This window comes from Microlunatus soli, assembly GCF_900105385.1.
GTDB lineage: Bacteria > Actinomycetota > Actinomycetes > Propionibacteriales > Propionibacteriaceae > Microlunatus > Microlunatus soli.
Map to the genome: position 1 here is coordinate 3,805,514 of NZ_LT629772.1, position 23,654 is coordinate 3,829,167.

Below are 23,654 nucleotides of genomic sequence, written 5' to 3' on the forward strand. Positions count from 1 at the left end.
CGGATTGTCTGAGGGAAATTTGTCACAGGTTCGCCCGGTCCGCAAGAGATCGTGCGTCCCGGTCGGGGAGCGCGGCCGATCAACGGCCGGTCTTGGCCCGTTCGATCGTGACGCCGATCGCCGGAGCGCCGTCCTCCGGGGTGCCGTCCGGACCCGGATCGATGCCGCCAGCGGCGATCCGGTCCAGGGTCTGCAGTCCGGCGGCAGTGACGTGTCCGAAGACGGTGTAGTCGGGCTTCAGGCGGGAGTCCTCATAGACCAGGAAGAACTGGCTGCCGTTGGTGTCCGGGCCCGCGTTGGCCATCGCCAGCGTGCCGCGGGCGTAGTTGCGGCGGTCCGGTGCGTCCGGCCACGGTTCCAGGGCCTGCACGGAGTCGAGTTCGTCGGCGAAGCTGTAGCCGGGGTCGCCCCAGCCGGAGCCCAACGGATCGCCGCACTGCAGCACCGACAACGCGGCCGGTGGCGTCTGGTAGGCGGTCAGTCGATGGCAGATGGTGTCGTCGAAGTACTTCTTGTGAACGAGGTAGCGGAAGGACTGCACCGTGCAGGGCGCCAGGCCTCGGTCGAGCACGATCGGGATGTCGCCCTGATCGGTCTGCAGGGTGACCGGCTGGCTGCCGTGATCGGGGGTGTGCTGCGGATCGGGCGGGAGGCCGACCCAGGTCGAGTAGGTCTGGTCGGCGAGTGGGGTGTACGCACACGGGCCCTTGGTCGGCGCAGGCGGTTTCGTCGGCGCAGGTGGTCTTGTCGAGGCCGCGTGCGCGGTCGACGTCCCGTGAACCGTCGGGGCGACGATGCCGAGGGCGGCGATCATGAACGTGCCGATGACAGCCCGCAGGACTCGCATGCTTCCTCCACGTTCTTCGATGAACGACGCCGGGGAACCGGCTCCGAGGCACAACCCCGGAACTGTCCGGGCTCAGAGGTACTCGGCCAGCCGACGAGTGGTGCCGGCGAGATTGTCATGATCACCGATGTTGGCGTTGTAGGCAAGGTGCCCGAGCCCGATGTGCAGGCAGCCGGCCCGCCAGCGCAGGTCGATCTCCTCGTCGGGGCGGCCGAGCTCGTCGATCAACGGAGCGAACGCTTGACGGACGTCCAACGCCTTCAGTCCCGGGTGCCAGGGGGACCAGAAGTCCAACCAGGCCAGGTCGTACAGCGGGTCGCCGACGATCCCGCATCCCCAGTCGAAGACGGCGGTGATCCGGTCGCCGTCGACCAGCACGTTGCGGTTGATCAGGTCCGAGTGCAGCATGGTGCTGGAGAGGTCGGCGATCGCCGGCGCATCGACCACTTCGCGGAGCACCGCGAACCCCTCGACGAACGCTGCGTCGCCGCCGGGCGCGGCCTGCAGTGCCGCCTTCCAGCCGCGATTGCGTTCGTCGGCATCGGCCGGCTCGTCGGCGACCGACAGCAGCCGATCCGACCAGGAGGTCGCTGCGCCGAAACGTTGCCGAAGGTGGTCCGGCCAGGTCTGCGGCTGCTGCCGCCACAGCGTCCGCAGCATCGATGACCACGCCGGCACCAGCGCGCGCCAGCCGTCGCCGTCGCGCTGGTCCGGGAAGTCGCCGCTCGCTCGCTCGGTGACCGACACGTACCCGTCGATCCCGAACGGGTCGGTCGGGGCGATCAAGATCGTCTTCGGCACCGGCAGATCCGGACTCGCGAACGCCATCGCATCCCGATCGGCCTCGAAGTCGTACAGGTGTCGCCCGAACCGAGCCACCAGTTGACCCGTCTCGCCCGTTCCCAATGGATCGTCGAAGGCGTACGCACGAGACCATGCGCCGGCACCGAGCGGCTTCACGTCCGTGACGTGACGGTCGAGGAGGGCGGTCAGTGCGTTGCCGACAGCATCGATCGACAGCTGAGCCGGCTCCGGCATGTGCTTGTTCCTCCTCTTCCGATCAACCACTGCCGAGTACCGGAACAGGATGCTTTCGGACGAGATTGTGGACGACGGTTTCCAACGCGGTGGGTATTCGGCAGGCGTCCCAGAGTGTACGGGCGAGCCGGCCGCTGCCGAGGTCGAGGGTGCCGGCCGGGTTGCTGATGATCAAGCGTCCGGTCTGGGTGCGCCAGAGGAAGGTGCCCGGCTCGGGTTGCCGCACGCCCAGCCGACCGAACGTCCGCGAGCGGTGTTCGCGACGGTTCAGTTGACCGAGTCCGTGCAGCCCGGTCTGGCCGGGTGGTCCGACCGGTGGCGGCCGATAGGGGATCGAATGGTCGACGTCCATCGGTCCCTGCAGGCTGTTGGAGTACGGGAAGACGCTGGCCGGAGTGCGGGCGAAGAGCGCCATCCGCATCGCGGCCGGTGTCTCGTAGCTGTCCACGGCAGGGATGCCGTCGGAGTCGATGACCGGACGCAGGTCGATGCGGACGCCCGCCCGCAACCACTCGCGGACGGTGCTGACCAGTTGCGGGCCGAGCTCCTCCACCCGAGCGACGGGGTGTCCGCCGCGGAGCGCGGCGTAGCTGAGGTGGATGTTCAGCCGGACCCGGGGCAGCAGCCGCTCCGGGTCCAACGCCCTGATCAGCGCCTCCATTGCTGCGTCGCGGGCAGCTGCCCGACTTTGTTGATCAAACGGTCCGTCGCCCGGCTGTCCGATGGCATCGTGGTCGTCGGGCGCTTGGTCGCCGAACTGATGATCGTGAGCAGTGTGATCAACAGAACCGTGTCCCGCCGGAGCGTGATCACCGGGACCGGGATCATGATCGCCCGAATCATCATCAACGGGCCGAACATCGCCGGAAGTATGATCACCGGGAACATGGTCGCCAGCGCCATGATCGACAGAACCGTGCTCTACGGGACTGTGCTCCACGGGGCGGTGATCGCCGGAGTCGTGATCATCGGAATCATGACGGGGCGGATTGTCATGGGCAGGGTCGTGATCATCGCAACCATGATCACCGGCTCCATGATCACCGGCTCCATGATCACCGGCTCTATGATCACCGGCTCTATGATCACCGGTTCCATGATCGCGGAAGCTCTGAACTCTGGCGCTGTCAGCTGCATTGCCGCTGCCGGCTGGTGACCTCTGGTCGGTGTGGCTCTCGAATCGCTCCTTGTCACCGTCTGGCTGATCTCGCCGGTCTGTCGCCTTTGGAGCGGCGGTGTCGGGACTGTCGGAGGTCGCTCGCTCCGAGTGGGTCGGGGTTGCACCGTCGTGGTGATCGACATGGCTGTCGGACTGCGGCTCGAGATCGGCGTCGATGTCTCGATAATCGGGCGTCCCGGCGCCACGGTCGCTGCCACCGCCGGTACGGCGAGGGTCGGCGGGCAGCGGTCCGAAACTGTCGACAAGGTCCTGGAACAGATCGGGCTGATCCAGCTCGATCAGCACCCGGGCGCCGAGGAACGGATTCTTCAGCACCTCTGCCGCGACCGCCCGCCACTCGTCCTTGGACTCTGCGCCCCGATCCGGTACACCGCCGGGCAGGTGGTCGCGATGGGTGATCAACAAATCAGCCAGATGATCACACATCGCGTAGATCGCCTGACCGGCATCGGCATTGACCCGGAACAACACCTCGACCAGACCGTCTTCGGTCTGGCTGCCCAGCCGCACTCCACGCCACCGAGCGGCTGCTTCTTCCCGCTTCTGAGTCCCCTCCGGATCGGCGGTCTTGATCGCGGCGTCGATCAACTTCTCCAGCCGATACCGGCCGACCACCATGATCGACACGACGATCTCGGCGTCGACCTGGTCGGCCTGCAGGGGAGTCAACAACCGGGTCCGATAGGCCAGTCGTCGCGCCCGCTCCGCCTCCACCCGATGCTGTTGGACCAGCTGCCAGGTCCGCGGCAGCCGGTATTGCAGATCGAGGGCGTCGGCGACAAGGCTGGCGGCCTGCCAGGGATTCCTGCGGATCTCCAACCCCAACTCGGCAAGTGATGCCTCGGCGACCGTCGGAGTCCCTTCACCGGCGATCACCATCGCCCGCTCCGTCGCAGCCTCCAGGAGGGTGTCCTGCGGCATCAGGCCGTCGCCGGGGTTGATTGCGGCCCAGTCGGCCGCCACCTCCAACAGGACGCAGCCCGCGCCGATACGGACCCGCTCGGCGCGCGAACCACGGGCAAGAACTGCCCGCCGCTCCAGCCCGACCCCGGTGTCCGTCTCCATACAAGAACTCTACGGACGGCCTCTGACAAAACGCGTCGCCATCGAGAATCAGGTCTGGGTCGGATCTGCCCCACTGACACTGGTGGCACGCAGAACTCGAACCGCGTGTATGTGTCCGTAGGTCGCCCCTTTGCGGGCTTCGGAGCCGGGCGAGGCATACGGTAATCCTCGTCAAACGCGGCGGGACAGAGTTCGCCCCGGCCCGCTGCTGGAACGGCTATCGGGCAAGGGAAACGTCGGCCTGGCCTTGCCTCAGGAGTTCGTCATAGTGGTGTCGCGAGCACTTCGCGGATGGCGTGCCGTGCGTTGTTCGCGTACGCCGGATTGGTGTCCTTGGAGTGTTGCAACACGATCAAAGCCTGGGACAGCACGCGTCCGCGTCCGCGGATCCACGACGCGTCGTCCACGTCCAGGGCAGCACGGAAGTTGCCGCGGAGGTTCGCAGGTAGGAGGTACCACGCGGGAAACAGGTCGCAGGCCGGGTCGCCGAGGCCGGACGTTTCGAAGTCGAGCACTGCGGTTAGTCGGCCTTCTGGCGACACGAGCATGTTGCTTGGCATTAGGTCCGAGTGCACCCACACCTCGTGCCCGTCGTACGGCGCGGCGAGCGACTCCTCCCAGGAGGCCAGCGCCGCGCGAGTGTCGATCAGTCCGTCCAGGCCACCGATCGCTTCGCGTGTCGCAGAGTCCATCGAGTCCATCGGGGCGCGTGTGCGTCGCTCGCCTGGATAGGTCGGCGGCCGGTCCGGCAGGTCGATCCGGCGGAACGCTTGGACGAATGTTGCGAGGTCCGTGGCCAGCCCGTGCGGATCGACCAGGGCGTCGAGGGCGGGGTGCGTGCCGGTCAGCCAGCGGTGCACCGACCACTCGCCCGGGAATGCGTCGGTGGCTGAGCCGATCGCCTCCACAGCAGGGATGGCTACGGGCAGGAACGGCGCGAGTGTGGCGAGCTTCTCCTGCTCCCGGTGGACGACATCAGCTCCCGGGGACCACAGCGACAGTCGCACGGAGAGAGCAGGACCGAGTCGGTAGATCGCGTTGCATTTTCCACCGGAGGTGACCGGTTCCAGCGGTAATGCGGCCCACTGCGGGAACTGAGAATCCACCAGCTCTCGAACGAGCGGGGTGTCAATGGCGGCCTGGTCAGCGAGGGGGCTCACGGGGCCCATTCGAGCGATTGGACCATCGACCGTCAACTGGTTTCGATCGATCCGCGCCAGGAGTTCCGCTCGGGCAAAACCAATAGTTCAGCTCCGATCACGCCAGTACGTTGATGTTCTTGCCAGTCGTTCTGAGGAGCACCGCGATCACCGGATCAACATCACTCGTCGAACCGGCTACCGACCCAGTGTTGCTGAGGACGCTGACCGACGCCGATCTGCCAGCCACCGGGCGCTTCTTGCTCAAGGCCGGCTGGGTCAGCCGGGTGTGGGTCGGCGACGACTATGTCGTACGACTGAACACCGACGGACGGTTCCGCGATGCGTACCGCCACGAGGCAACCGTCATCAACTTGCTGGCGGGCAGTGGGGTCCCACACGCCAGACTCCTTGCCCACGGCGAGGGGCCGGACGGCCCGTGGTACATCTCTGAACGTCTGCCCGGCCGAACGCTGCACGAAGCATGGCCCACGGCGGACTCGGCTACCCGACAAGCAATGATCGAAAGCCTGGGCTCAGCGTTGCGCGCCCTGCACCAGGTTCGGGTCCCGGCCGATCTGCTGCCGCCCTGGCTGGCCGCCGCCCTCGACGGCACGAAGCCCTGGGCCGCGTTCCACCCACCCGTGGTAGGTGCGACGCTTCGGCAGGTCGAGGCTGCCCGTCGCGCGTCTGATCACGACGCGCGTCTGCTCGACGATGTTGCCGATTGGGTCCAGGAGCGGCAGCCGTTGTTCGCCACCGACGAGCAGGTCCTCGTCCATGGTGATTTGCACGGAGCCAACCTGATGGTCGATCAAGGACGGGTCACCGGTCTGATCGACTTCGCCGAGGCGTTGGCTCAGCCGGCCGATGTCGAGCTGGATCTCATTCTGCGCTGGTGCGCGAAGGCGCGAGAGATCCCACCGACTCCCGACGAACCAGGGCTCGATGAGTCCACCCTCACCGAGGTTCCCCGATGGCTGCACGGGGCGTATCCGGAGTTGTTTGAGCGCGAGCATCTGCGTGAACGGTTGAACTTCTACGACATGTTCGGAGAGCTCACGCTCTACGCGCAGCATCCCTATGCTGACGATCGCAAAGCGGCCCACGACCGCATCGTCCGCTTGCTGTCCGGTCATAACTACCTCGACGGGCTCGTCTGGTAGATCCTCGTCTGCCCGTCGACAGGCACGGTGAGCAACCCGAAACCCGGCACGGCAGCACCCATCCGCAGCGCCAGGGTGCAGGCCGACTGCCCGGTCGAGGATCCTTGACCGGGCCCGACGGACCTCCGCGCGCCGCTATGTTCATGGGCGGCGTTCGGACACTATGGAGCCCATGTCTGTCCCTCGGCTGCAAGCTGGCGATCGTGTTCGACTCCTGTCTCCTGCCAGTACACCGGATGAGGATCTGGTCGCCCGCGGCGTCGCCCTTCTTCGACAGTGGGGACTCCAGGTCGAAATTGGTCAACACGCCTTCGACCGCGCCGGCTACCTGGCAGGCAACGACCCGGACCGGCTCGCGGATCTGAACGACGCACTTCGCGACCCCAACATCCGGGCCATCTTCGCCACCCGCGGAGGCAAAGGTGCCTACCGGATCGCCGCCAAGCTCGACTTCGAGGCGGCACGAAGAGACCCCAAACCCCTGGTCGGATTCAGCGACATCACCTACCTACACCTCGCCCTGCACTGCGCAGGAGCCCCGGTCGGCTTCCACGGGCCCGCCGCCAGTTGGAGCGACGACTACTACGACACCGAATGCGCTGAAGCCCTCCACCGAGCGCTCACGGTCGATGAACCAATCGTGGTCCGCAGCAATCCCACCGACTACACCGCAACACTCACCGCCGGCAACCCCGCCACCGGGGTCCTCGTCGGCGGAAACCTGGACAGCCTTGCTCACTCAGTCGGCTGGGCGCTCCCCGACCTGAACGGGGCAATTCTTCTCATCGAAGGCAACAGCGGCACCGGACTCGGCCAAGTCGACCGCTGCCTCGCCCAACTCACCAACTCCGGCCAACTCGACAACATCGCCGGGGTCGCGGTCGGCACATTCGGTGAGTTCGAAACCGCCACCGCCGGCGGGCAGACACTCGCCGGTGTCCTGGCCGACTGGTTCGCCAAACTCGCCGTACCTGTCCTCGGTGGACTTCCGATCGGACACGGCCGAAACCCCGTGACCGTCCCGCTGGGGACCACGACAACGATCGACCCAAGATCAGCCACCATGACCGTAACCCCAGGCGTGCATTGACCGGCATTGGCGGACACCGCCGATTCCCGCCCGATAGCAGGTCGCGCCGGACACCGGGCAGCCTCCCCAGGCAGTGAACCGGGCGCAGTCCGGCGTGTCCGCAGAGGATCCCTCACCGAGCAGGCTTCACGGCCAGAGCTTGGTGACCGGAGGGCGCGCCAAGTGCCTCATCGGCAGTTCGCGAGCCGATCGGAGTCCTAGTACTGCAGAACTGTGTACGGGCTACCGATAGGGTCTGCGGCGTGAAGATTCTGGTGACCGGTGGTGCTGGCTACATCGGATCAACGACCGTCCGAGCTCTAGAAGCGGCGGGACATGTGCCCGTGATCCTGGACTCGCTCCTGACCGGACCTCGGGCATTCGTCGGCAACCGCGCCTTCTACCACGGTGACATCGCCGACTGTGATCTCCTCCGCCGGGTCTTCAACGACCATCCAGACATCCAGGCCACGATCCACATGGCCGCCAGAATCGTCGTTCCAGAGTCGGTCGCCGAACCTTCGGCGTACTACCGCGACAACGTGGCCAAGTCATTGACCCTGTTCGACCAACTCGTCGAACTCGGCAAACCCAACGTGTTGTTCTCATCCTCAGCCAGCCTCTACGCCCCACCAGCAGACGGATTCGAGGTCAGCGAGGCCGACCCGGTCGCTCCGACGTCGCCCTATGCGCGAACCAAGCTGATGATGGAGCAGATCCTGCAGGACATGACAGCCGCAACGCCGCTGCGGGCCATCATCCTGCGATATTTCAACCCGATCGGGTCCGACCCCGACCTGACAACCGGGATCTATGCCCGCGAACCCAGCCACGTCCTCGGCCAGTTGGTGCTGGCAGCCCGCGGCCAGATCCCGGCCTTCACCATCACCGGCACCGACCTGCCGACGGTCGATGGAACCGGAATCCGGGACTACATCCACGTCTGGGATCTCGCCCAAGCCCACGTCGCAGCCGTCGAACAGTTTGACGCCGTCCTCGACCAAGCCGGCAAGCCGAGCACCATCATCAATCTCGGACGCGGTGAGGGAATCACCGTGCGCGAGTTGATCGCAGCGTTCGAGTCCGTCTACGGGGTGCCTGTGCCGACCCTTGAATCGGCACCGCGCCCGGGCGACGCCATCGGTGCCTACGCCAACGTCGATCGCGCCAGGAAGCTTCTCGGATGGCAGAGCCAACTTTCCATCGCCGATGGCATCTCCTCGGCACTGCGATGGGCAGACAAGCGCCGGACGATCCTCGGCTACGAGTGACGACACCAAGGCCGATGAGGGTCCTCATCGTCGGCGGCAGCGGCCACCTCGGCAGGCAGCTCGTGCGCTGCGCCACAAAGGATGGCCACCAGGTTGCCGCCACCTACCGAACCCGACCACACCAGATATCTGGCGCCGAGAAACACCAGCTCGATCTTCGTGATCAGCAACAAACGGAACGTCTGATCGAGCGAATCGATCCGCAACTGATCATCAACACCGCGTTCCAGCAGGGCGACTGGATCAGCACCGCCGTGGCACCAGCGAACCTCGCACAAGCACTCCGCGATCGATCGGTCCGACTCGTGCACGTATCAAGCGATGCGGTCTTCTCCGGCGACGCCATCCACTACCGCGAGACCGCAACACCAGACCCGGTCACCCCCTACGGAGCAGCCAAAGCAGCAGCCGAGACCGCGACCACAGCGGTCCACCCGTCAGCCGTGATCGCCCGAACTTCGTTGATCATCGGGCACGGATCATCCTCACACGAGCGATTTGTCCACGCACTCGCCACCGGACAACAGCCAGGAACCCTGTTCAGCGATGACATCCGCTGCCCGGTGCACGTAGACGACCTTGCTGCCGCTCTGCTCGAGCTTGGAGTCGGTAACCGATCCGGGATCCACCACCTCGCTGGAGCTGACGCCATCAGCCGATACGAGCTCGGACTCCTGATCGCGCAACGCGACGACCCCGCCACCAGTGGGCTCCGCCACGGCTCGCGAACCGACGCCAATATCCGCGGCCCGGTCGACGTCCGCCTGGACTCAACAGAAACCCAGCAAGGGCTGCGGACGCAGCTACGAGGCGCCCGAGAATTTCTCAAACCAGCACCGGGCTGACACCAAACTCGGCGACCGTATGACGTTCCTCCACCGGCACAGTCATGGGCCCTCCGCCGGACTTCGATCAAGATCAACAAATGCCCGCAGCCGGATCCCAACTGGGCTGCTCAGGAGCCGGCGAAGTAGTTCGGACTGCCCGGCATCTGGCGCTTGACCACGGCGACCGGGCCGAGCTTTCTGCCCGCCCCCACTCCTGGATGACCTGGCCGGGTTCGTGACAATGTTGCAGCATGCCCGCCAATCTCGCCTATCACGGCTCCGCCGGGGACTACTTCGCCGATCACGCCGAGAACGGCACCTGGAATTCGCTCATCGACAGACCCGCGATCGCGGCGCTGGCCGGCGACGTCGACGGGCTGCGGATCCTCGACGCGGGCTGCGGGGCTGGACATCATGCCGTCGGGCTGGTGGAGCGTGGGGCGTCGGTGTTGGGACTGGAGGGCAGCGCAGTCCTGGTCGAGCATGCTCGGGCCCGGCTCGGTGATCGTGCAGAGATCCGGCAGCACGACCTGAACGAGCCGCTCAGTCCGGCCGACGCGTCGTTCGACGGTGTGCTGTGTGCTCTGGTGCTGCACCACCTGGCGGATCGGCCGGCCTTCCTGCGTGAGGTGTTCCGGGTGCTCCGCCCGGGCGGCTGGTTCATCCTGTCCACCACGCATCCCACCAGTGACTGGCGCCATTTCGAGGACTCGTACTTCTCCTCGGAGTGGGTGCAGCTGATGATGCGCGACGGTGTGCACGCGATCCGCTATCAACGGATGTCGATCGAGACCATCGTCACCGAACTGCTCACCGCCGGCTTCGTGCTGGAACAACTGGTCGAGCCGCGTCCGGTCGAGGCGTTGCGGGACCTCGATCCGGACAGCTACCACAACCTCACGCGAAGCCCGTCCCTGCTCGCGCTGCGGTTACGTCGCCCCTGACCGGCAATATTCGTTGTCATCCCTCGGATCCTGGCGGCTATCGTCGGTGATCATGGACAGCGAACCGTTTCGCGACAAGCCGACTCTGACCGGGGAGCGGGTTGTGCTGCGCCCGTTCGGTGTCGACGATGTGCCGATCATGGCCGAGATCCTTGCCGACCCGGAGTTGCTGCGGCTGACCGGCTCGGTGCACAGCTCCGACGAGACCGGTGAACCGGACGACCGACTGCGGCAGTGGTACGGCACCCGTCAAGATCATGCCGACCGGCTCGATCTGGCGCTGGTCGATCGTGCCCATGATCGACTTGTCGGCGAGGTGGTGCTCAACGAACTCGATCCGGACAACGACAGCTGCAACATCCGGATCCTGATCGGGCCGCAGGGTCGGGACCGCGGACTGGGCACCGAGGCGATGCGACTGATGGTCGATCACGCCTTCTCAAGTACCGATCTCTATCGGCTGGAGCTCGGTGTCTTCGCCTTCAATCCGCGGGCGGTCCGGGTGTATGAGAAGGTGGGCTTCGTCGTCGAGGGCACCCGTCGCGCGGCGTTCCGCTTCGATGATCAGCGGATCGACGACGTGATGATGTCGATCATCCGACCGGAGTGGGTTGCCGCCGTCGACGACGGAGCGTGATCAGCATCCCGGTGGACAGGATGATCAACGCCGCCCAGACCAGGCCGAAGCCGATCCAGCGGCCGGTCGGCATCCGTTCACCGAAGTAGAGCACGCCGAGCAGGAACTGGGTGGTCGGGGTGATGTACTGCAGCAGCCCGATCATGCTCAGTGGGATCCGGGTGGCCGCGGCGGCGAAGAGCAGCAGCGGGATCAGCGTCACCAGCCCGCCGGCCGCCAGCAGCAGGCTGTGCACCAGACCGAAGTGGCCGAAGGTCAGCCCGCCGGTCGCCTGCAGATAGATCACGTACGCCACCGCCGGGGCGAACATGAAGGCGGACTCGATCACGAGGGTCTCGACGGCTCCCTTGCGGACCAGGTTCTTCAACAGTCCGTAACTGCCGAAGCTGACCGCCAGTGTCAGGGCGATCCATGGTGGCTTGCCGTACGCGACGGTCAGCACGATCACCGCCAGCGCGGCGAGCCCGACCGCGGCCCATTGATAGCGCCGCAGCTGCTCCTTCAGGAACGCTACGCCGACCAAGATCGAAAAGATCGGGTTGATGTAGTAGCCGAGGGCGGCCTCGGTGACGTGACCGTTGGTGGTCGCCCAGATGTAGACGCCCCAGTTGATCGACACCAGCACGGCGGCCGCAGCCAGCATGAACAGGTTCCGTCGGGTGGCGATCGCCCGCAGCCAGCCACGGGGCAGCGTGAACAACGCCAGGATGATCGCAAAGACCAGTGACCACGCCATCCGCATGGCCAGGATCTCCAACGCCGACGCGCTCTTGACCAGATTCCAGAACAGCGGGACCAGGCCCCAGATGCCGTAGGCGCTGAGGCCGAAGAGGATGCCGCGGTTGGCCGGGGAGTCCGGTGCGGTTGTCGAGGTCGATGTGGTTCCAGGATCCCCTTCGACAGGCTCAGGGCGTTGCTTCGACAAGCTCAGGACCCTACGGTCCAGGTGTCCTTGCCGTTGATCATCTCTTGCAGCGCGTCATCATCGTGCGGTCCGCGTTGGGCCTGCTCGACCTGATCCCGAGCAAGATCATCGTAGGCGGGCGCATCGACCTGCCGGAAGATACCGATCGGCGCCCGCTCCAGCACCCCCGGCGTGGTCAGCCGGGACAGCCCGAAGGCGTACGACGGATCCTGGTTGTGCGCGTCGTGGACGACAATGTTCTCCAGCCCGACCTCGGCCACCTCGGCGACCTTGAGTTCGCCGGTCTGCTGATCACGGATCACGCCGAGCCGGTTGTCGACCCCGTACAGGATCGGCTCGCCGTGGGTCAGCGGGATGATCGCCTCGGCCTTGCTGTCCTTCTCCTTGACCGCGGCGAAGGCGTCGTCGTTGAAGATCGGGCAGTTCTGGTAGATCTCGATGAACGACGCCCCACGGTGTTCGGCGGCGGCGGTCAACATCGCGGTCAGGTGCTTGCGGTCGGAGTCGACCGTCCGCGCGACGAAGGTCGCCTCGGCGCCCAATGCCAGCGAGATCGGGTTGAACGGGTTGTCCAGCGAGCCCATCGGGGTGGACTTGGTGATCTTGCCCAGCTCGCTGGTCGGCGAGTACTGGCCCTTGGTCAGTCCGTAGATCCGATTGTTGAACAACAGGATGGTGAAGTTGACGTTGCGGCGCAGCGCGTGGATCAGGTGGTTGCCGCCGATCGACAGCGCGTCACCGTCGCCGGTCACCACCCAAACACCAAGATCGGGCCGGGCGGTGGCCACGCCGGTGGCGATCGCCGGCGCCCGACCGTGGATCGAGTGCATCCCGTAGGAGTCGACGTAGTACGGGAATCGCGAGGAGCACCCGATGCCGGAGATGATCACGGTGTTTTCACGCTTGATGCCGGCGTCGGGCATGAATCCCTGGAACGCCGACAGCACCGCGTAGTCGCCGCAGCCGGGGCACCAGCGCACTTCCTGATCACTGGTGAAGTCCTTGCGGTTCAGGGGTTCCAGCGCCAACGGGACGCCGGCCAGGCCGCCCCGATGATCACCGCCCTGACCGTTGGAGCCGTTCGTTGTGGTCTTGATCTCGACGCTCACGCGTTGTCTCCAAGAGAATCGATTTCGATCTGAAGGTCCTCGGCCAGCTCCGACAGCGAGATCGGAAGTCCGCGGACCCGTGAGTAGGAATGCACGTCGACCAGGTACTTGCCGCGCAGCAGCAGTGCCAACTGGCCGAGATTCATCTCCGGCACGATCACCCGGTCGTAGGCCCGCAGCACCTCGCCCAGGTTGGCCGGGAACGGATTCAGATGACGGATGTGGGCCTGGGCGACCTGCCGGCCGGTCGCCCGGACCCGGCGGACCGCAGCGGTGATCGGCCCGAAGGTCGAACCCCAGCCGAGTACCAACACCTTGGCCGCGTCGCTCGGATCGTCGACCGTGACATCGGGGATGTCCCGGACGATGCCGTCCACCTTGGCCTGCCGGATCCGCACCATGTCGTCGTGGTTGGTCGGATCGTAGGAGACGTTGCCGGTGTCCTTGGCCTTCTCGATGCCGCCGATCCGATGCTCCAGACCGGCCGTCCCCGGGATCGCCCACGGACGAGCCAGGGTCTCCGGATCCCGCTTGTAGGGAAGGAAGATCTCCTCCTCACCCTGGGTGGCGTTCGGCCCGGTGGCGAAGTCCGGATCGATCGGCGGGATGGCCGACAGGTCGGGCACGTTCCACGGCTCGGCGCCGTTGGCGAGGTAGCCGTCGGACAACACGATCACCGGTGTCCGGTAGGTGATCGCGATCCGGGTCGCCTCCACCGCGGTGTCGAAACAGTCCGACGGCGACTGGGCCGCCAGCACCGGCACCGGTGCCTCCCCGTTGCGGCCGTAGAGCACCTGCAGCAGGTCGGCCTGCTCGGTCTTGGTCGGCATCCCGGTGGACGGGCCGGCCCGCTGGATGTCGCAGACGATCAGCGGCAACTCGGTCATCACGCCGAGGCTGATCGTCTCCATCTTCAGCGAGACACCCGGCCCGGAGCTGGTGGTGACGCCGATCTGGCCGGCGAAGCTGGCGCCCAGCGCCGCGCCGACGCCGGCGATCTCGTCCTCGGCCTGGAAGGTGGTGACACCGAACCGCTTGTGCTTGCTCAGCTCGTGCAGCACGTCGGAGGCCGGCGTGATCGGGTAGGCACCCAGGAACAGCGGCAGGCCGGCCTTCTGCGCACCGGCGATCAACCCGTACGCCAGCGCCGCGTTGCCGGTGATCTGCCGGTAGGTGCCCTGCGGCATCGGCGCCGGCGCGACCTCGTAGCTGTAGGCGAAGACCTCGGTGGTCTCACCGAAGGCGTACCCGGTCTGGAACGCCTTGATGTTGGCGTCCCGGATCTCCGGCTTCTTGGCGAACTTGCTTTCCAGGAAGGAAACCGTGCCCTCGGTCGGCCGATGGTAGAGCCAGGACAGCAGCCCGAGCGCGAACATGTTCTTGCTGCGGCCGGCGTCCTTGCGGGTCAGCCCGAACTCCTTGACCGCCTCGGTGGTCATCCCGGTCAGGTCGATCGCATGCACCTGGTAGTCCGACAGCGAGTCGTCCTCCAGCGGATTGGACTCATAGCCGACCTTGGCCAGGTTGCGCTTGGTGAAGTCGGCGGTGTCGGCGATGATCACGCCGCCGCGCGCGACGTCGGCGACGTTGGCCTTCAACGCGGCGGGATTCATCGCCACCAGCACGTCGGGCCGGTCGCCCGGCGTCATGATGTCGTAGTTGGCGAAGTGCAGCTGGAAGCTGGAGACGCCGGGAAGGGTACCGGCGGGTGCCCGGATCTCGGCGGGGAAGTTCGGCAGCGTCGAGATGTCGTTGCCGAAGATCGCCGTCTCGGCGGTGAACCGGTCACCGGTCAGCTGCATCCCGTCGCCGGAGTCGCCGGCGAACCGGATCACGACCCGATCGAGGGTCTTGACCTCGCCGTTGTCGCCGGTGCGGTCCTTGGTTGGTGCGGACAAGGCTGCCTTCCTGGAGCGATATTGCTAGGAGGGTGTTCAACACCCTTCTCATAGGTTGTCGTGGCAACCCGATCCATAGTAAGGGCCACCTACGGTGTGGCCCTTGTTCGTCCGGAGAACGGTCACCCGGTGTCCAGGGTAAACCTCAAGCAAACTTGAGCATCAAATCGGCGCTCCCGGAAGGATAGGGTTGGCGGTCGTGGTGGGAATGCAGTTCTGGGACTGGTACGGCGACGGTTCGGCCTACGTCGTCGATGTCGGCCTGGCCTGCTGCACGCTGGAGTTCGAGGCCGCCGCCCACGAACGCCGGCCGGCTGATTTCAGCACCCCGGAGGAGTTGCCCGCTGCCGCGACCGTGGTCGTGGTGGTCTCCGGCACCGTCACCGACCGGCTCACCGAGCCGGTGCTCACCGTCATCGACCGGGTACGCCGCAGCGCACCCGAGGCGAAGGTGGTCGCGTTCGGCGCCTGTGCGTCGGCCGGCGGGCCCTATTGGGACTCCTATGTCGTCACCAAGGGCATCGACCAGTTGACCGAGGTGAACGCCTACGTCCCCGGCTGCCCGCCGCCACCGCAGGCCCTGACCGCGATCGTCGACGACCTCACCGAGCGCGCCCATGTCTGAGCCTCCGATCCCGGGTCCTGAGCCTGTCGAAGGAACGTCCGCTCCGGCCGAGGACCTGCTGCGCGACGTCGCACCGGCCGACTGGCACGGCGCGGTGGCCGAGGCAGAGCAGCAGGGCTTCGGCTACTTCGACTGGCTCGGCGCGGTCGACCAGATCGGCCGGACCGACACCTTCGCGGTGCTGGTCCGATTGATCGACCTGTCGCCCGGCGGCGCGATCCGGCTGCGGACCGAGGTGCCGCGGGCCGCGCCGCAGCTGACGAGCATCGCCGACATCTTCGCCGGCGCCGGCTGGCACGAACGCGAGTCCGCCGAACTCTTCGCGATCACGTTCACCGGTGGCGACGACCGTCGGCTGTTGCTACCCGACGACTACGTCGGGGCGCCGCTGCGCAAGGACACGGTGCTGGCCGCCCGGGCCGGGGTCGACTGGCCGGGTACGAAGGAGCCCGGCGGCGCTCCGAGCCGGCGGCGGATGGTGCCGCCCGGCGTACCGGAGCCCGAGGTGTGGGGAGATCGTGATCCGGCGCTACCGGCGCCGGAATCGGAGGAGGTCGCCGAGTCCGCGCTCGGTGGCCGGGTGCGGAGGAGGAAGCGATGAAGTACATCATCTACTTCAACCAGGAATGGGTGGGCGAGCACAGCGAGGAGTGGTTCATCGAGCGTGGACCGCTGGCAGGCGCTGTGGTCGAGGAGATGAAGGACGCCGGGGTCTACGTGTTCGCAGCCGGCGTCGAGGAGGACCTCAGCAAGGCCTTCAGCGCCGATGCGACCAGCGGCACGGTCGTCGTCACCGAGGGCCCGTACACCGAGAACCGGGAGTTCCTGGGCGGCCTGACCATCATCGACGTCGCCGATGACGATGCGGCGAAGATGTGGGCGGGCAAGATCGCCGAGGCCTGCGGCTGGCCACAGGAGGTGCGGCAGGTTGGCTGACCCCTGCGCGCTGCGGCTCGGCCGGAGGAGCATTCTGTGACCGGCTCGCACGGTGCGATCAAGCTGATCGAGGCCGACTGCACCTCCTGCATGATCTGCGCTCGGGAGTGCCCGAGCTGGTGCATCAGCCTCGATTCCCACACCGAACCGATCCCCGATCTGCCGCCGGGCGCGCGGGAGCGGACCAGCAACGTGCTGGACCGTTTCGCCATCGACTGGTCGCTGTGCATGTTCTGCGGGATCTGTGTCGAGGAATGCCCCTTCGACGCCCTGGAGTGGGCGGCCGATCCGGTCGCCGGAGTCCGCGCGGCGCCCGGGCTGGTGCATGAGATCGAAGACCTGGCCCGCCCGCCTCGGGCAAGCGAGGCCTGACACGAGACACTGGCCCGGTGAAAACCATCGTTCTCGACGACGACCCGACCGGGACCCAGTCCGCCTCCGGCGTGACGGTGTTGCTGGAGTCCGACGCCGACCTGCTGACCGAGGCGCTGCGCGAGTCCGACAGCGTCTACGTGCAGACCAACAGCCGTGCCTTGTACGAGGCCGACGCGGTCGACCTGGTGCGCCGGATCCGTACCGATGGGGAGGAGGCGGGTCGCCGTCTCGGTGAGCAGGTCCGCTACGTACTGCGTGGCGACTCGACGCTGCGCGGCCACGTGTTCGCCGAGACCGAGCAGTTCATCGACGGCGATGCGGTGATGATCTTCGTGCCGGCGTTCCCGGCCGGCGGCCGGACCACCGAGGGCGGCATCCACTACGTCCGGATCGGCGAGGAGGTGCTGCCGGCACACCGCACCGAGTACGCCGACGATCCGGTGTTCGGCTATTCCACCGGCAATCTGGCCGACTATGTCGCCGAGAAGTCCGACCGGACCCCGGTGCCTGTTGATCGTGAAACCGTCCGGTCCGGCGGGCTGGCGCAGGCGTTGATCGACGCCGAGCCGGGCAGCGTCGTGCTGCCCGATGTGGTCAGCCAGGACGACATCGACGCGATCGCGGCGGCCATCGAGGCAGCCGAGTCCACCGGCCGGCGGGTCGTGATCCGGTCCGCGGCACCGTTGGCAGCGGCTCTGGCCGGGGTCACCAGCACCGGCCTGCTGGACCGGCCGCTGCTGACCCAACCGGTGCCGACGCTGCTGGTCTGCGGTTCGCACACCGCCGGCGCGACCGCACAGCTGGAGCCGGTGATCAAGGCCTGGGGAGCGGCGACCGTCGTCGACACCGATAATGCCTTCGACGACCCGACCCGGGCCGGCGCAGCCGCGGTGTCCGGCGCGGATGATCAACTTCGGCGCGGGCTGCTGGCGGTGATCACCAGCGCCCGGGTCCGCCGGGCCGAGGACTCAACCCTTGATCACGGCGAAAAGGTGATGGCCGCGCTGACCACGGCCGTCGAGCAGCTCAGCGGCCCGGATCACGAGCCCGCCCCGATCGGAGCCGTCATCGCCAAGGGCGGCATCACCTCGGCCGAGGTCGCACACACCGGGCTCGGAGCGACGTCGGCTCGGGTGCTCGGCCAGGTGCTCGTCGGCGTCTCGGTCTGGGAGTTGCAGACCCGCGACGGGCGGCGGGTGCTCTACGTCGTCGTGCCCGGCAACGTCGGCGGACCGGACACCCTGATCGAGGTGCTGGCCGCCCTCGGGCTCACGCCGTGACGGGCGGTGTCAGTGCGGCAGGACCGCGCTGATATCGGCCGCGGCGGCCGTCGTGTCGGCGACGATCGCATCCAGGACGGCATCGATCCGATAGCTCGGACCGGACATGCAGATCGCGCCGACCGGTCGGCGCTGAGCGTCGACCAACGCGACCGCGACCCGGGTGATGTCGTCGTCGGAGTCGATGCTGGCCCAGCCGCGTTGCTGGGCACGCTCGATCTGTTCGGACAGCCGGAGCCGTTCGGGCTGACCGAGCCGGACGCTGGCGGCGGCCATCGACTCGCGCATCAGCAGCGCCCGCTCGTCATGATCAACGGCGGCCAGGACGGCGACGCCGACCGCCACCTCGTGGATCGGTCGGGGGATCATCGGGATCTCGGTGCGGACCGCCTTGGTGGTCTGCAGATAATCCAGGAACAGCATCTCGCCGCCGTTCACCACGGCCAGGTGGATCGCCTCGTCGTGCGCGGCGTGCAGCTGCTCCAGCCGATCCCGGGCCAGTGCCGCGACGTCCTGCGCACCCGGTCGGCGATGCGCCAGCTTGCCCAACCGCGGTGTCGACAGATACCGCCGGTTGACGTCCTGCCGGACATAGCCGGCCTCCCGCAGGGTGGCCAGGATCCTCGACCCGGTCGACTTGTCCAGCCCGAGCTGGGCGGCCACCTCGGTGACCGTGACGCCATGCTCGCCGGCCTGGGCGACCAGTTCCAGGACCGCCAGCCCGCGTTTCAGCGACGAGGTCTGCTTACCCGAGGGTGCCATGACGTCATCCTCGGTCAGCTCCACAGCCGATCATGGGAATGCTCGGCATCCCACTCGTTCGTGTCGGCCCACAGCAGCGGTGCCTGCGGGTCGAGATGCTCGGCGAACAGCTCGGTGTTGACGTCGTCGAATCCCAGCCCGGGCTTTTCCGGCACCTGGATGTGGCCGTCGGCGATGATCGGATTCGGCAGCCCGGTGACAAGATCGTTCCAGAACGGCACATCGGCCGCATGGTGTTCCAGGGCAAGGAAGTTGTGGGTCGCGGCGGCCAGATGCACCGACGCCATGGTGGCGACCGGTGAGGCCGCCAGGTGCAATGCCATCGCGATCCCGTGCTGCTCGGCCCGATCGCCCAGCCGCTTGGTCTCGGCGATGCCGCCGGAGGTGGCCGGGTCCGGATGCACGACCCGGATCGCGCCGGCGGCCAACAGCGGCTCGAAATTCTCCGCCAGGTAGATGTCCTCGCCGGTGCAGGTCGGCACCGCAACCGCCTCGGTGAGCTGGCGCCACTGGTCGGTGAACTGCCAGGGGATCAGGTCCTCGATCCAGGCCAGTGTGTACGGCTCCAGTGCGCGGCCGATCCGGATACAGGAATCGAGCGCGATGTGCCCGAAATGATCGGCGGCCAACGCGATGTCGTAGCCGACGATCGAACGGACCTGTTCGACGAACCCCGCCAGCTGTTCTACGCCCTTCTGTGTCACCTGGATGCCGGTGAACGGGTGCATCAGATCCTTGTGGTGGTCGGATCCGTCCAGTGCTCCGTCGGGGGCGATCAGTGTGCCGGGCGTGTCCCGTAGCAGGTTGATCCCGACGTCCATCTTGAGCATCGTGTAGCCGCGCTGCCGGCGTTCCAGCAGCCGCTCGCCCATGGCCTCCGGGTCCAGCTCGGTCGGAGTGTCGGCGTAGCAACGGATCCGATCACGGAACTGGCCACCGACCAGGGCATAAGCCGGGACGCCGTAGGCCTTGCCGGCCAGATCCATCAGCGCCATCTCGATGCCGCAGACACCGCCGCCCTGACGGCCGTGGTGGCCGAACTGTTTGATCTTGCGGAAGATCTTGTCCAGGTTGCACGGGTTCTCACCGACGATCCGGCTCTTCAACATCAACGCGTACGCCGGAGACGCGCCGTCGCGGACTTCGCCGTAGCCGACGATGCCCTGGTTGGTCTCCACCCGCAGGATCGTGGAGCGGAACGGTACGCCGACCAGGTTGGTGATCTTGACGTCGGTGATCCGCAGTTGGCTCGGTCGGGAGGCGGTGTTGATGTTCTGTTCGGTGATCGAATTGGTGGCGCTGGTCATGATCAGTTCCTGTTCTTGTCGTCTTTGACCGCGGCCTCGATCAGTCCGCGCATGTAGCCGACCGCATAGAGCCGGCCGAGGGTGCCGTAGCCGACGTCGGTGAGTGGTTCGCCGTACATGGTGGGTACGTGATCGCAGCGCATCAGCCCGTCGAAACCGATGTCGCGGTAGGCCTCGATGCAGGCGTACATGTCGGTCGGGCCGGCATCGTGCCAGGTCTCGACGAAGCGGTCCTTGGTGCCTTCTGTGTCCCGGAAGTGCACGAAGAAGATCTTGCCGTCCGCGCCGAGCTCGGTGATCGCAGCGGGGAGATCGTCGGTCATCAGCCGGAAGTTGCCCTGGCAGAAGGTGATCCCGTTGACCGGGCTCGGCACCGTCTGCAGCAGTCGACGGTAGCCGTCCAGGCTGGACATGATCCGGCCGATCCCACCCAGCGGTGAGACCGGCGGATCGTCGGGATGCATGGCGAGTCGGACGCCGGCGTCCTCGGCGACCGGGACCACCCGGCGCAGGAAATACTCCAGGTTGTCCCAGAGTTGATCTTCGCCGATCGGATCCTCGCTGCTCGGGCCGGCCTCGAACACCGCCCGGTCGAAGCCGGTCACCAACGAGTCGCCGCGGGCTCGGGTCGAGGTGCTGGTCCGGACCCAGTTGCGGTCCGTCATCCACTCATAGCACCAGACCGGGATATCCAGCCTGCCCATGTTCTTGATCAACGCGCAGACCGCGTCGATCTCCTCATCGCGTCCCGGCAGGCCGCGCTTGGCCAGATTGAGTGGCGGTCGCCACTCGATCACACCAAGATCAAATCCGAATCGGTTGTAACGATCCTTCAATTGTTGCAGCGGAAGGTATTCCAGCGGGGTGTCGGCCGGTACCGTACCGACGGCATCGGTGACACCGGCCTGCCGCATCAGGTGCCACAGCGGGCTGTCGGCCTGATCACCGGGCAGGATCTCTGCGATCTTCATCTGACCTTCTTCGACGGAGTGGCTCAGAGCGGGTTGCTGCGGGACCACTCGGCGTAGTCGGCCTCGATGTGCTCCGGCCAGGTGCCGACGTCGATCTCGGTGGTGGTGTAAACGCGTTCGGCGAGCCGCTGCTTGCCGAACAGGTCACGGTGCTGGGTGCGTTTGCTGACCGCGGCGACCTCGGCAGCCAGGTGCGGTGGGATGAACGTGACGCCGAGCTCGGTGCCCAGCACGATGTCGCCGGGCAGCACGGTCGCGCCGCCGATGGTGACTACCGAGTTCATCGAGTTCAGCACCACCTCGCGGATCGGCGACGGGTCGGTGTCGCGGAAGTAGAAGTTGGCGTCAAGATCACGAAGGCCCGACAGGTCCCGGACGCCGCCGTCGATCACGGCGCCGACGCCGGTTCGGATCGCGACGGCGGTGCCGAGGTTATCGCCGACGACGGTCCCGTTGAACACCTTGCCGAAGATGTCGGCGACCAGGCAGTCGCCGGTGGTCAGGGACTCGATCACCCAGGTGTTCTGCCGCTCGCCGACGGTGAAGCCGTGTTGCCGGCCGTCCCGGACGACGGCTTCGTGGTGATCGGGCCGGGCCGGGACGAAGCCGCAGGTCAGCGCGCGGCCGACGAACGACCGGCCGGGACTGGACTGGATCCAGCCGCCGACGTACTGCCGCGGATAGCCATTGCTGTCCAGGATCGACCAGGCGTGTTCGGGCGTCGCGGTGGCCAGGCCTTCGAGGTCGGCATCAGGGACCTTCGGGCGGCCGTCGTCGGAGCGGTCACCGTCCCAGAGCGGAGTGAGATCGATGACCTGCTGGGGTGTGAGCAGCATTGCGCACCTTCATGAGGGGAACGTGTTGCGGAGAATGCAACGACGTTGTTCATGCTGCATGAGGTCTGATGACCCTGTCAATGCATCTTCCGGCGAAGTCCCAGTGGGCGGTCAGCCGAAGATGGTCCGGCGCAGCCAGGTCAGCCAATCGCGGACCGACCGTGGCGGCGCGCCGTCGTCGCCGTCATCGTCTTCCGACCGCTCGTCGGCGCCCTCGTCGTGCTCGACGTCGCGGGCATCGTCGTCCCCGCTCACCGTGCCAGCTTCGCCAACCGGTCGGAGGCCTCGGCGAGCAGTTCGGGCCGTTTGCAGAAGGCGAAACGGACGTAGGTCTTCGCCGGGCCCGGGTCGAGGTAGAACACCCGGCTGGGTACGGCGACCACGCCGACCTTCTTGGGCAGCTCGAGACAGAAGTCGACGCCGTCGGTGTAGCCGAGCTCGGCGACATCGGTGGTCAGGAAATAGGTGCCCTGACAGGCGAAGGGTTCCAGCCCGGCGGCCGTCAGGCCGGCACGAAGTTGATCACGACCGGCGCGCAGTCGGTCCGTGACCTCGGCGATCCGCTCCTTCGGCAGCCGCAGGGCCTCGGCGACGGCGTACTGGAAGGGGCCGCCGTTGACGTAGGTGAGGAACTGCTTCGTGGTGGTCACGGCACTGATCAATTCCGGCGTCGAGCAGGCCCAGCCGATCTTCCAGCCGGTGACCGAGAAGGTCTTGCCCGCCGAGGAGATCTGGATGGTCCGCTCGCGCATCCCCGGGAAGGTGGCCAGCGGGCGATGGACTCCGTCGAAGACCAAGTGCTCGTACACCTCGTCGGTGATCACGATCAGGTCCCGCTCGATGGCCAGCTCGGCGATCCAGCCCAGCTCGGTCTCGGTGAGCACGTGACCGGTCGGATTGTGTGGCGAGTTGATCAGCAGCAGCTTGGTCCGGTCGGTCACCTGGGCGAGCAGTCGATCCCGGTCCAGAGTGAAGTCGGGGCCGTCCAGCCGGACCGGCTTGAGGACGGCGTGGGCCAACGCGATCGAGGCGGCGTAGGAGTCGTAGGTCGGCTCGAACGCGATCACCTCGTCGCCCGGCTCGCACAACGCCAGGATCGACGCGGTGATCGCCTCGGTCGCTCCGGCAGTGACCAGCACCTCACCGTTCGGGTCGTAGTCCAGCCCGTAGTAGGCACGCTGGTGATCGGCGATCGCCTCCCGCAGCGGCAGGATGCCCGGGCCGGGCGGGTACTGGTTGTGGCCGCCCTTGATGGCCGCGACCGCGCCGTCCAGGATCTCGTCGGGGCCGTCGGTGTCGGGGAATCCCTGGCCGAGATTGACTGCGTCGGTCTCCAGGGCCAGTGCCGACATCTGGGCGAAGATCGTGGTCCCGAAGCCGCGCATCCGGTCCACCAACGGGGTTGAGTCCATGGTGCATTGCCTATCACGAGCGTGCCCACGATCTC

At 66.7% G+C, this 23,654-nt stretch carries 24 protein-coding genes; 11 read left to right on the top strand and 13 right to left on the bottom strand.

The window, feature by feature from the left end; all coding sequences use genetic code 11:
- Positions 1–79 precede the first annotated feature (79 nt).
- The 4 genes from BLU38_RS17450 to BLU38_RS17465 form a co-directional block, all read right to left on the bottom strand.
- Positions 80–847, bottom strand: coding sequence for a peptidylprolyl isomerase (locus BLU38_RS17450; protein WP_231919895.1), 768 nt, complete (start codon positions 845–847; stop codon positions 80–82).
- Between the two features lie 72 nt (positions 848–919).
- Positions 920–1,885 (bottom strand): phosphotransferase family protein, encoded by a 966-nt coding sequence (locus tag BLU38_RS17455; protein WP_091526783.1) that lies wholly within the window; start codon positions 1,883–1,885, stop codon positions 920–922.
- A gap of 22 nt (positions 1,886–1,907) precedes the next feature.
- Positions 1,908–4,130, bottom strand: a complete 2,223-nt coding sequence (locus BLU38_RS17460; RefSeq protein WP_091526784.1) for a DUF222 domain-containing protein — start codon at positions 4,128–4,130, stop codon at positions 1,908–1,910.
- 263 nt (positions 4,131–4,393) lie between these two features.
- On the bottom strand, positions 4,394–5,290 hold the full coding sequence (locus tag BLU38_RS17465; protein WP_231919896.1) for an aminoglycoside phosphotransferase family protein: 897 nt from the start codon (positions 5,288–5,290) through the stop codon (positions 4,394–4,396).
- Positions 5,291–5,409: 119 nt separating this feature from the next.
- Here BLU38_RS17465 and BLU38_RS17470 point away from each other — a divergent pair, with 119 nt between their 5' ends.
- The 6 genes from BLU38_RS17470 to BLU38_RS17495 all read left to right on the top strand — a co-directional run bounded on the left by BLU38_RS17470 (position 5,410) and on the right by BLU38_RS17495 (position 11,183).
- Positions 5,410–6,435 (top strand): phosphotransferase family protein, encoded by a 1,026-nt coding sequence (locus BLU38_RS17470; RefSeq protein ID WP_231919897.1) that lies wholly within the window; start codon positions 5,410–5,412, stop codon positions 6,433–6,435.
- Between the two features lie 172 nt (positions 6,436–6,607).
- Entirely contained in the window at positions 6,608–7,525 is a 918-nt protein-coding gene (locus BLU38_RS17475) for a S66 peptidase family protein (protein ID WP_197679754.1), read from the top strand.
- A gap of 242 nt (positions 7,526–7,767) precedes the next feature.
- Complete coding sequence (gene galE, locus BLU38_RS17480; protein ID WP_091526788.1) at positions 7,768–8,775, top strand: UDP-glucose 4-epimerase GalE; 1,008 nt, start codon at positions 7,768–7,770, stop codon at positions 8,773–8,775.
- Between the two features lie 14 nt (positions 8,776–8,789).
- The gene (locus tag BLU38_RS17485) at positions 8,790–9,620 is read left to right on the top strand and encodes an SDR family oxidoreductase (protein WP_091526789.1); all 831 of its coding nucleotides are present in this window, start codon (positions 8,790–8,792) and stop codon (positions 9,618–9,620) included.
- A 233-nt stretch (positions 9,621–9,853) separates the two neighbouring features.
- The gene (locus tag BLU38_RS17490; RefSeq protein WP_091526790.1) at positions 9,854–10,546 is read left to right on the top strand and encodes a class I SAM-dependent methyltransferase; all 693 of its coding nucleotides are present in this window, start codon (positions 9,854–9,856) and stop codon (positions 10,544–10,546) included.
- Between the two features lie 52 nt (positions 10,547–10,598).
- Positions 10,599–11,183 (top strand): GNAT family N-acetyltransferase, encoded by a 585-nt coding sequence (locus BLU38_RS17495; protein ID WP_091532654.1) that lies wholly within the window; start codon positions 10,599–10,601, stop codon positions 11,181–11,183.
- On the opposite strand, the gene rarD is transcribed toward BLU38_RS17495, so the two are convergent.
- The 3 genes from rarD to BLU38_RS17510 are packed head-to-tail and all read right to left on the bottom strand — an operon-like array spanning position 11,140 to position 15,115.
- The gene (gene rarD / locus BLU38_RS17500; protein WP_091526791.1) at positions 11,140–12,108 is read right to left on the bottom strand and encodes an EamA family transporter RarD; all 969 of its coding nucleotides are present in this window, start codon (positions 12,106–12,108) and stop codon (positions 11,140–11,142) included. The two genes, BLU38_RS17495 and rarD, sit on opposite strands and share 44 nt — an antisense overlap.
- 2 nt (positions 12,109–12,110) lie before the next feature.
- Entirely contained in the window at positions 12,111–13,205 is a 1,095-nt protein-coding gene (locus BLU38_RS17505; protein WP_091532655.1) for a 2-oxoacid:ferredoxin oxidoreductase subunit beta, read from the bottom strand.
- An 8-nt stretch (positions 13,206–13,213) separates the two neighbouring features.
- Complete coding sequence (locus BLU38_RS17510) at positions 13,214–15,115, bottom strand: 2-oxoacid:acceptor oxidoreductase subunit alpha (protein WP_231919898.1); 1,902 nt, start codon at positions 15,113–15,115, stop codon at positions 13,214–13,216.
- A 208-nt stretch (positions 15,116–15,323) separates the two neighbouring features.
- Here BLU38_RS17510 and BLU38_RS17515 point away from each other — a divergent pair, with 208 nt between their 5' ends.
- Genes BLU38_RS17515 through BLU38_RS17535 form a run of 5 tightly spaced genes read left to right on the top strand, consistent with a single transcriptional unit; the run spans position 15,324 to position 18,331 of the window.
- Complete coding sequence (locus BLU38_RS17515) at positions 15,324–15,740, top strand: NADH-quinone oxidoreductase subunit B family protein (protein WP_091526792.1); 417 nt, start codon at positions 15,324–15,326, stop codon at positions 15,738–15,740.
- On the top strand, positions 15,733–16,341 hold the full coding sequence (locus tag BLU38_RS17520; RefSeq protein WP_091526793.1) for an NADH-quinone oxidoreductase subunit C: 609 nt from the start codon (positions 15,733–15,735) through the stop codon (positions 16,339–16,341). Before BLU38_RS17515 ends, BLU38_RS17520 begins: the two co-directional genes overlap by 8 nt.
- Complete coding sequence (locus BLU38_RS17525; RefSeq protein ID WP_091526794.1) at positions 16,338–16,676, top strand: YciI family protein; 339 nt, start codon at positions 16,338–16,340, stop codon at positions 16,674–16,676. Before BLU38_RS17520 ends, BLU38_RS17525 begins: the two co-directional genes overlap by 4 nt.
- A 36-nt stretch (positions 16,677–16,712) precedes the next feature.
- Complete coding sequence (locus BLU38_RS17530) at positions 16,713–17,048, top strand: 4Fe-4S binding protein (RefSeq protein ID WP_269458121.1); 336 nt, start codon at positions 16,713–16,715, stop codon at positions 17,046–17,048.
- 17 nt (positions 17,049–17,065) lie between these two features.
- Complete coding sequence (locus BLU38_RS17535) at positions 17,066–18,331, top strand: four-carbon acid sugar kinase family protein (protein ID WP_091526795.1); 1,266 nt, start codon at positions 17,066–17,068, stop codon at positions 18,329–18,331.
- A gap of 9 nt (positions 18,332–18,340) precedes the next feature.
- Here BLU38_RS17535 and BLU38_RS17540 read toward each other — a convergent pair whose 3' ends face one another.
- The 6 genes from BLU38_RS17540 to BLU38_RS17560 form a co-directional block, all read right to left on the bottom strand.
- On the bottom strand, positions 18,341–19,093 hold the full coding sequence (locus BLU38_RS17540; protein ID WP_157683531.1) for an IclR family transcriptional regulator: 753 nt from the start codon (positions 19,091–19,093) through the stop codon (positions 18,341–18,343).
- Positions 19,094–19,107: 14 nt separating this feature from the next.
- Positions 19,108–20,400 (bottom strand): mandelate racemase/muconate lactonizing enzyme family protein, encoded by a 1,293-nt coding sequence (locus BLU38_RS17545; RefSeq protein WP_091526797.1) that lies wholly within the window; start codon positions 20,398–20,400, stop codon positions 19,108–19,110.
- A gap of 2 nt (positions 20,401–20,402) precedes the next feature.
- The gene (locus tag BLU38_RS17550) at positions 20,403–21,371 is read right to left on the bottom strand and encodes a mannonate dehydratase (RefSeq protein WP_091532661.1); all 969 of its coding nucleotides are present in this window, start codon (positions 21,369–21,371) and stop codon (positions 20,403–20,405) included.
- A gap of 23 nt (positions 21,372–21,394) precedes the next feature.
- Positions 21,395–22,207: an RraA family protein gene (locus BLU38_RS17555; RefSeq protein WP_091526798.1), complete on the bottom strand. Its 813-nt coding sequence runs from the start codon at positions 22,205–22,207 to the stop codon at positions 21,395–21,397.
- Between the two features lie 111 nt (positions 22,208–22,318).
- Positions 22,319–22,462 (bottom strand): hypothetical protein, encoded by a 144-nt coding sequence (locus BLU38_RS30950; protein ID WP_157683532.1) that lies wholly within the window; start codon positions 22,460–22,462, stop codon positions 22,319–22,321.
- Positions 22,459–23,619 carry a pyridoxal phosphate-dependent aminotransferase gene (locus BLU38_RS17560; protein WP_091526799.1) on the bottom strand — a complete coding sequence of 387 codons (1,161 nt, stop codon included), beginning with the start codon at positions 23,617–23,619 and terminating at the stop codon, positions 22,459–22,461. The genes BLU38_RS30950 and BLU38_RS17560 overlap by 4 nt, the downstream gene beginning before the upstream one ends.
- Positions 23,620–23,654: the final 35 nt, after the last annotated feature.

Excerpts from the sequence above, each read along its gene's own strand:
- BLU38_RS17450 (WP_231919895.1), bottom strand. The coding sequence starts at position 847 with ATGCGAGTCCTGCGGGCTGTCATCGGCACGTTCATGATCGCCGCCCTC.
- BLU38_RS17455 (WP_091526783.1), bottom strand. The coding sequence starts at position 1,885 with ATGCCGGAGCCGGCTCAGCTGTCGATCGATGCTGTCGGCAACGCACTG.
- BLU38_RS17460 (WP_091526784.1), bottom strand. The coding sequence starts at position 4,130 with ATGGAGACGGACACCGGGGTCGGGCTGGAGCGGCGGGCAGTTCTTGCC.
- BLU38_RS17475 (WP_197679754.1), top strand. The coding sequence starts at position 6,608 with ATGTCTGTCCCTCGGCTGCAAGCTGGCGATCGTGTTCGACTCCTGTCT.
- BLU38_RS17485 (WP_091526789.1), top strand. The coding sequence starts at position 8,790 with ATGAGGGTCCTCATCGTCGGCGGCAGCGGCCACCTCGGCAGGCAGCTC.
- BLU38_RS17490 (WP_091526790.1), top strand. The coding sequence starts at position 9,854 with ATGCCCGCCAATCTCGCCTATCACGGCTCCGCCGGGGACTACTTCGCC.
- BLU38_RS17495 (WP_091532654.1), top strand. The coding sequence starts at position 10,599 with ATGGACAGCGAACCGTTTCGCGACAAGCCGACTCTGACCGGGGAGCGG.
- BLU38_RS17515 (WP_091526792.1), top strand. The coding sequence starts at position 15,324 with ATGCAGTTCTGGGACTGGTACGGCGACGGTTCGGCCTACGTCGTCGAT.
- BLU38_RS17520 (WP_091526793.1), top strand. The coding sequence starts at position 15,733 with ATGTCTGAGCCTCCGATCCCGGGTCCTGAGCCTGTCGAAGGAACGTCC.
- BLU38_RS17525 (WP_091526794.1), top strand. The coding sequence starts at position 16,338 with ATGAAGTACATCATCTACTTCAACCAGGAATGGGTGGGCGAGCACAGC.
- BLU38_RS17540 (WP_157683531.1), bottom strand. The coding sequence starts at position 19,093 with ATGGCACCCTCGGGTAAGCAGACCTCGTCGCTGAAACGCGGGCTGGCG.
- BLU38_RS17545 (WP_091526797.1), bottom strand. The coding sequence starts at position 20,400 with ATGACCAGCGCCACCAATTCGATCACCGAACAGAACATCAACACCGCC.
- BLU38_RS17550 (WP_091532661.1), bottom strand. The coding sequence starts at position 21,371 with ATGAAGATCGCAGAGATCCTGCCCGGTGATCAGGCCGACAGCCCGCTG.
- BLU38_RS17555 (WP_091526798.1), bottom strand. The coding sequence starts at position 22,207 with ATGCTGCTCACACCCCAGCAGGTCATCGATCTCACTCCGCTCTGGGAC.
- BLU38_RS17560 (WP_091526799.1), bottom strand. The coding sequence starts at position 23,619 with ATGGACTCAACCCCGTTGGTGGACCGGATGCGCGGCTTCGGGACCACG.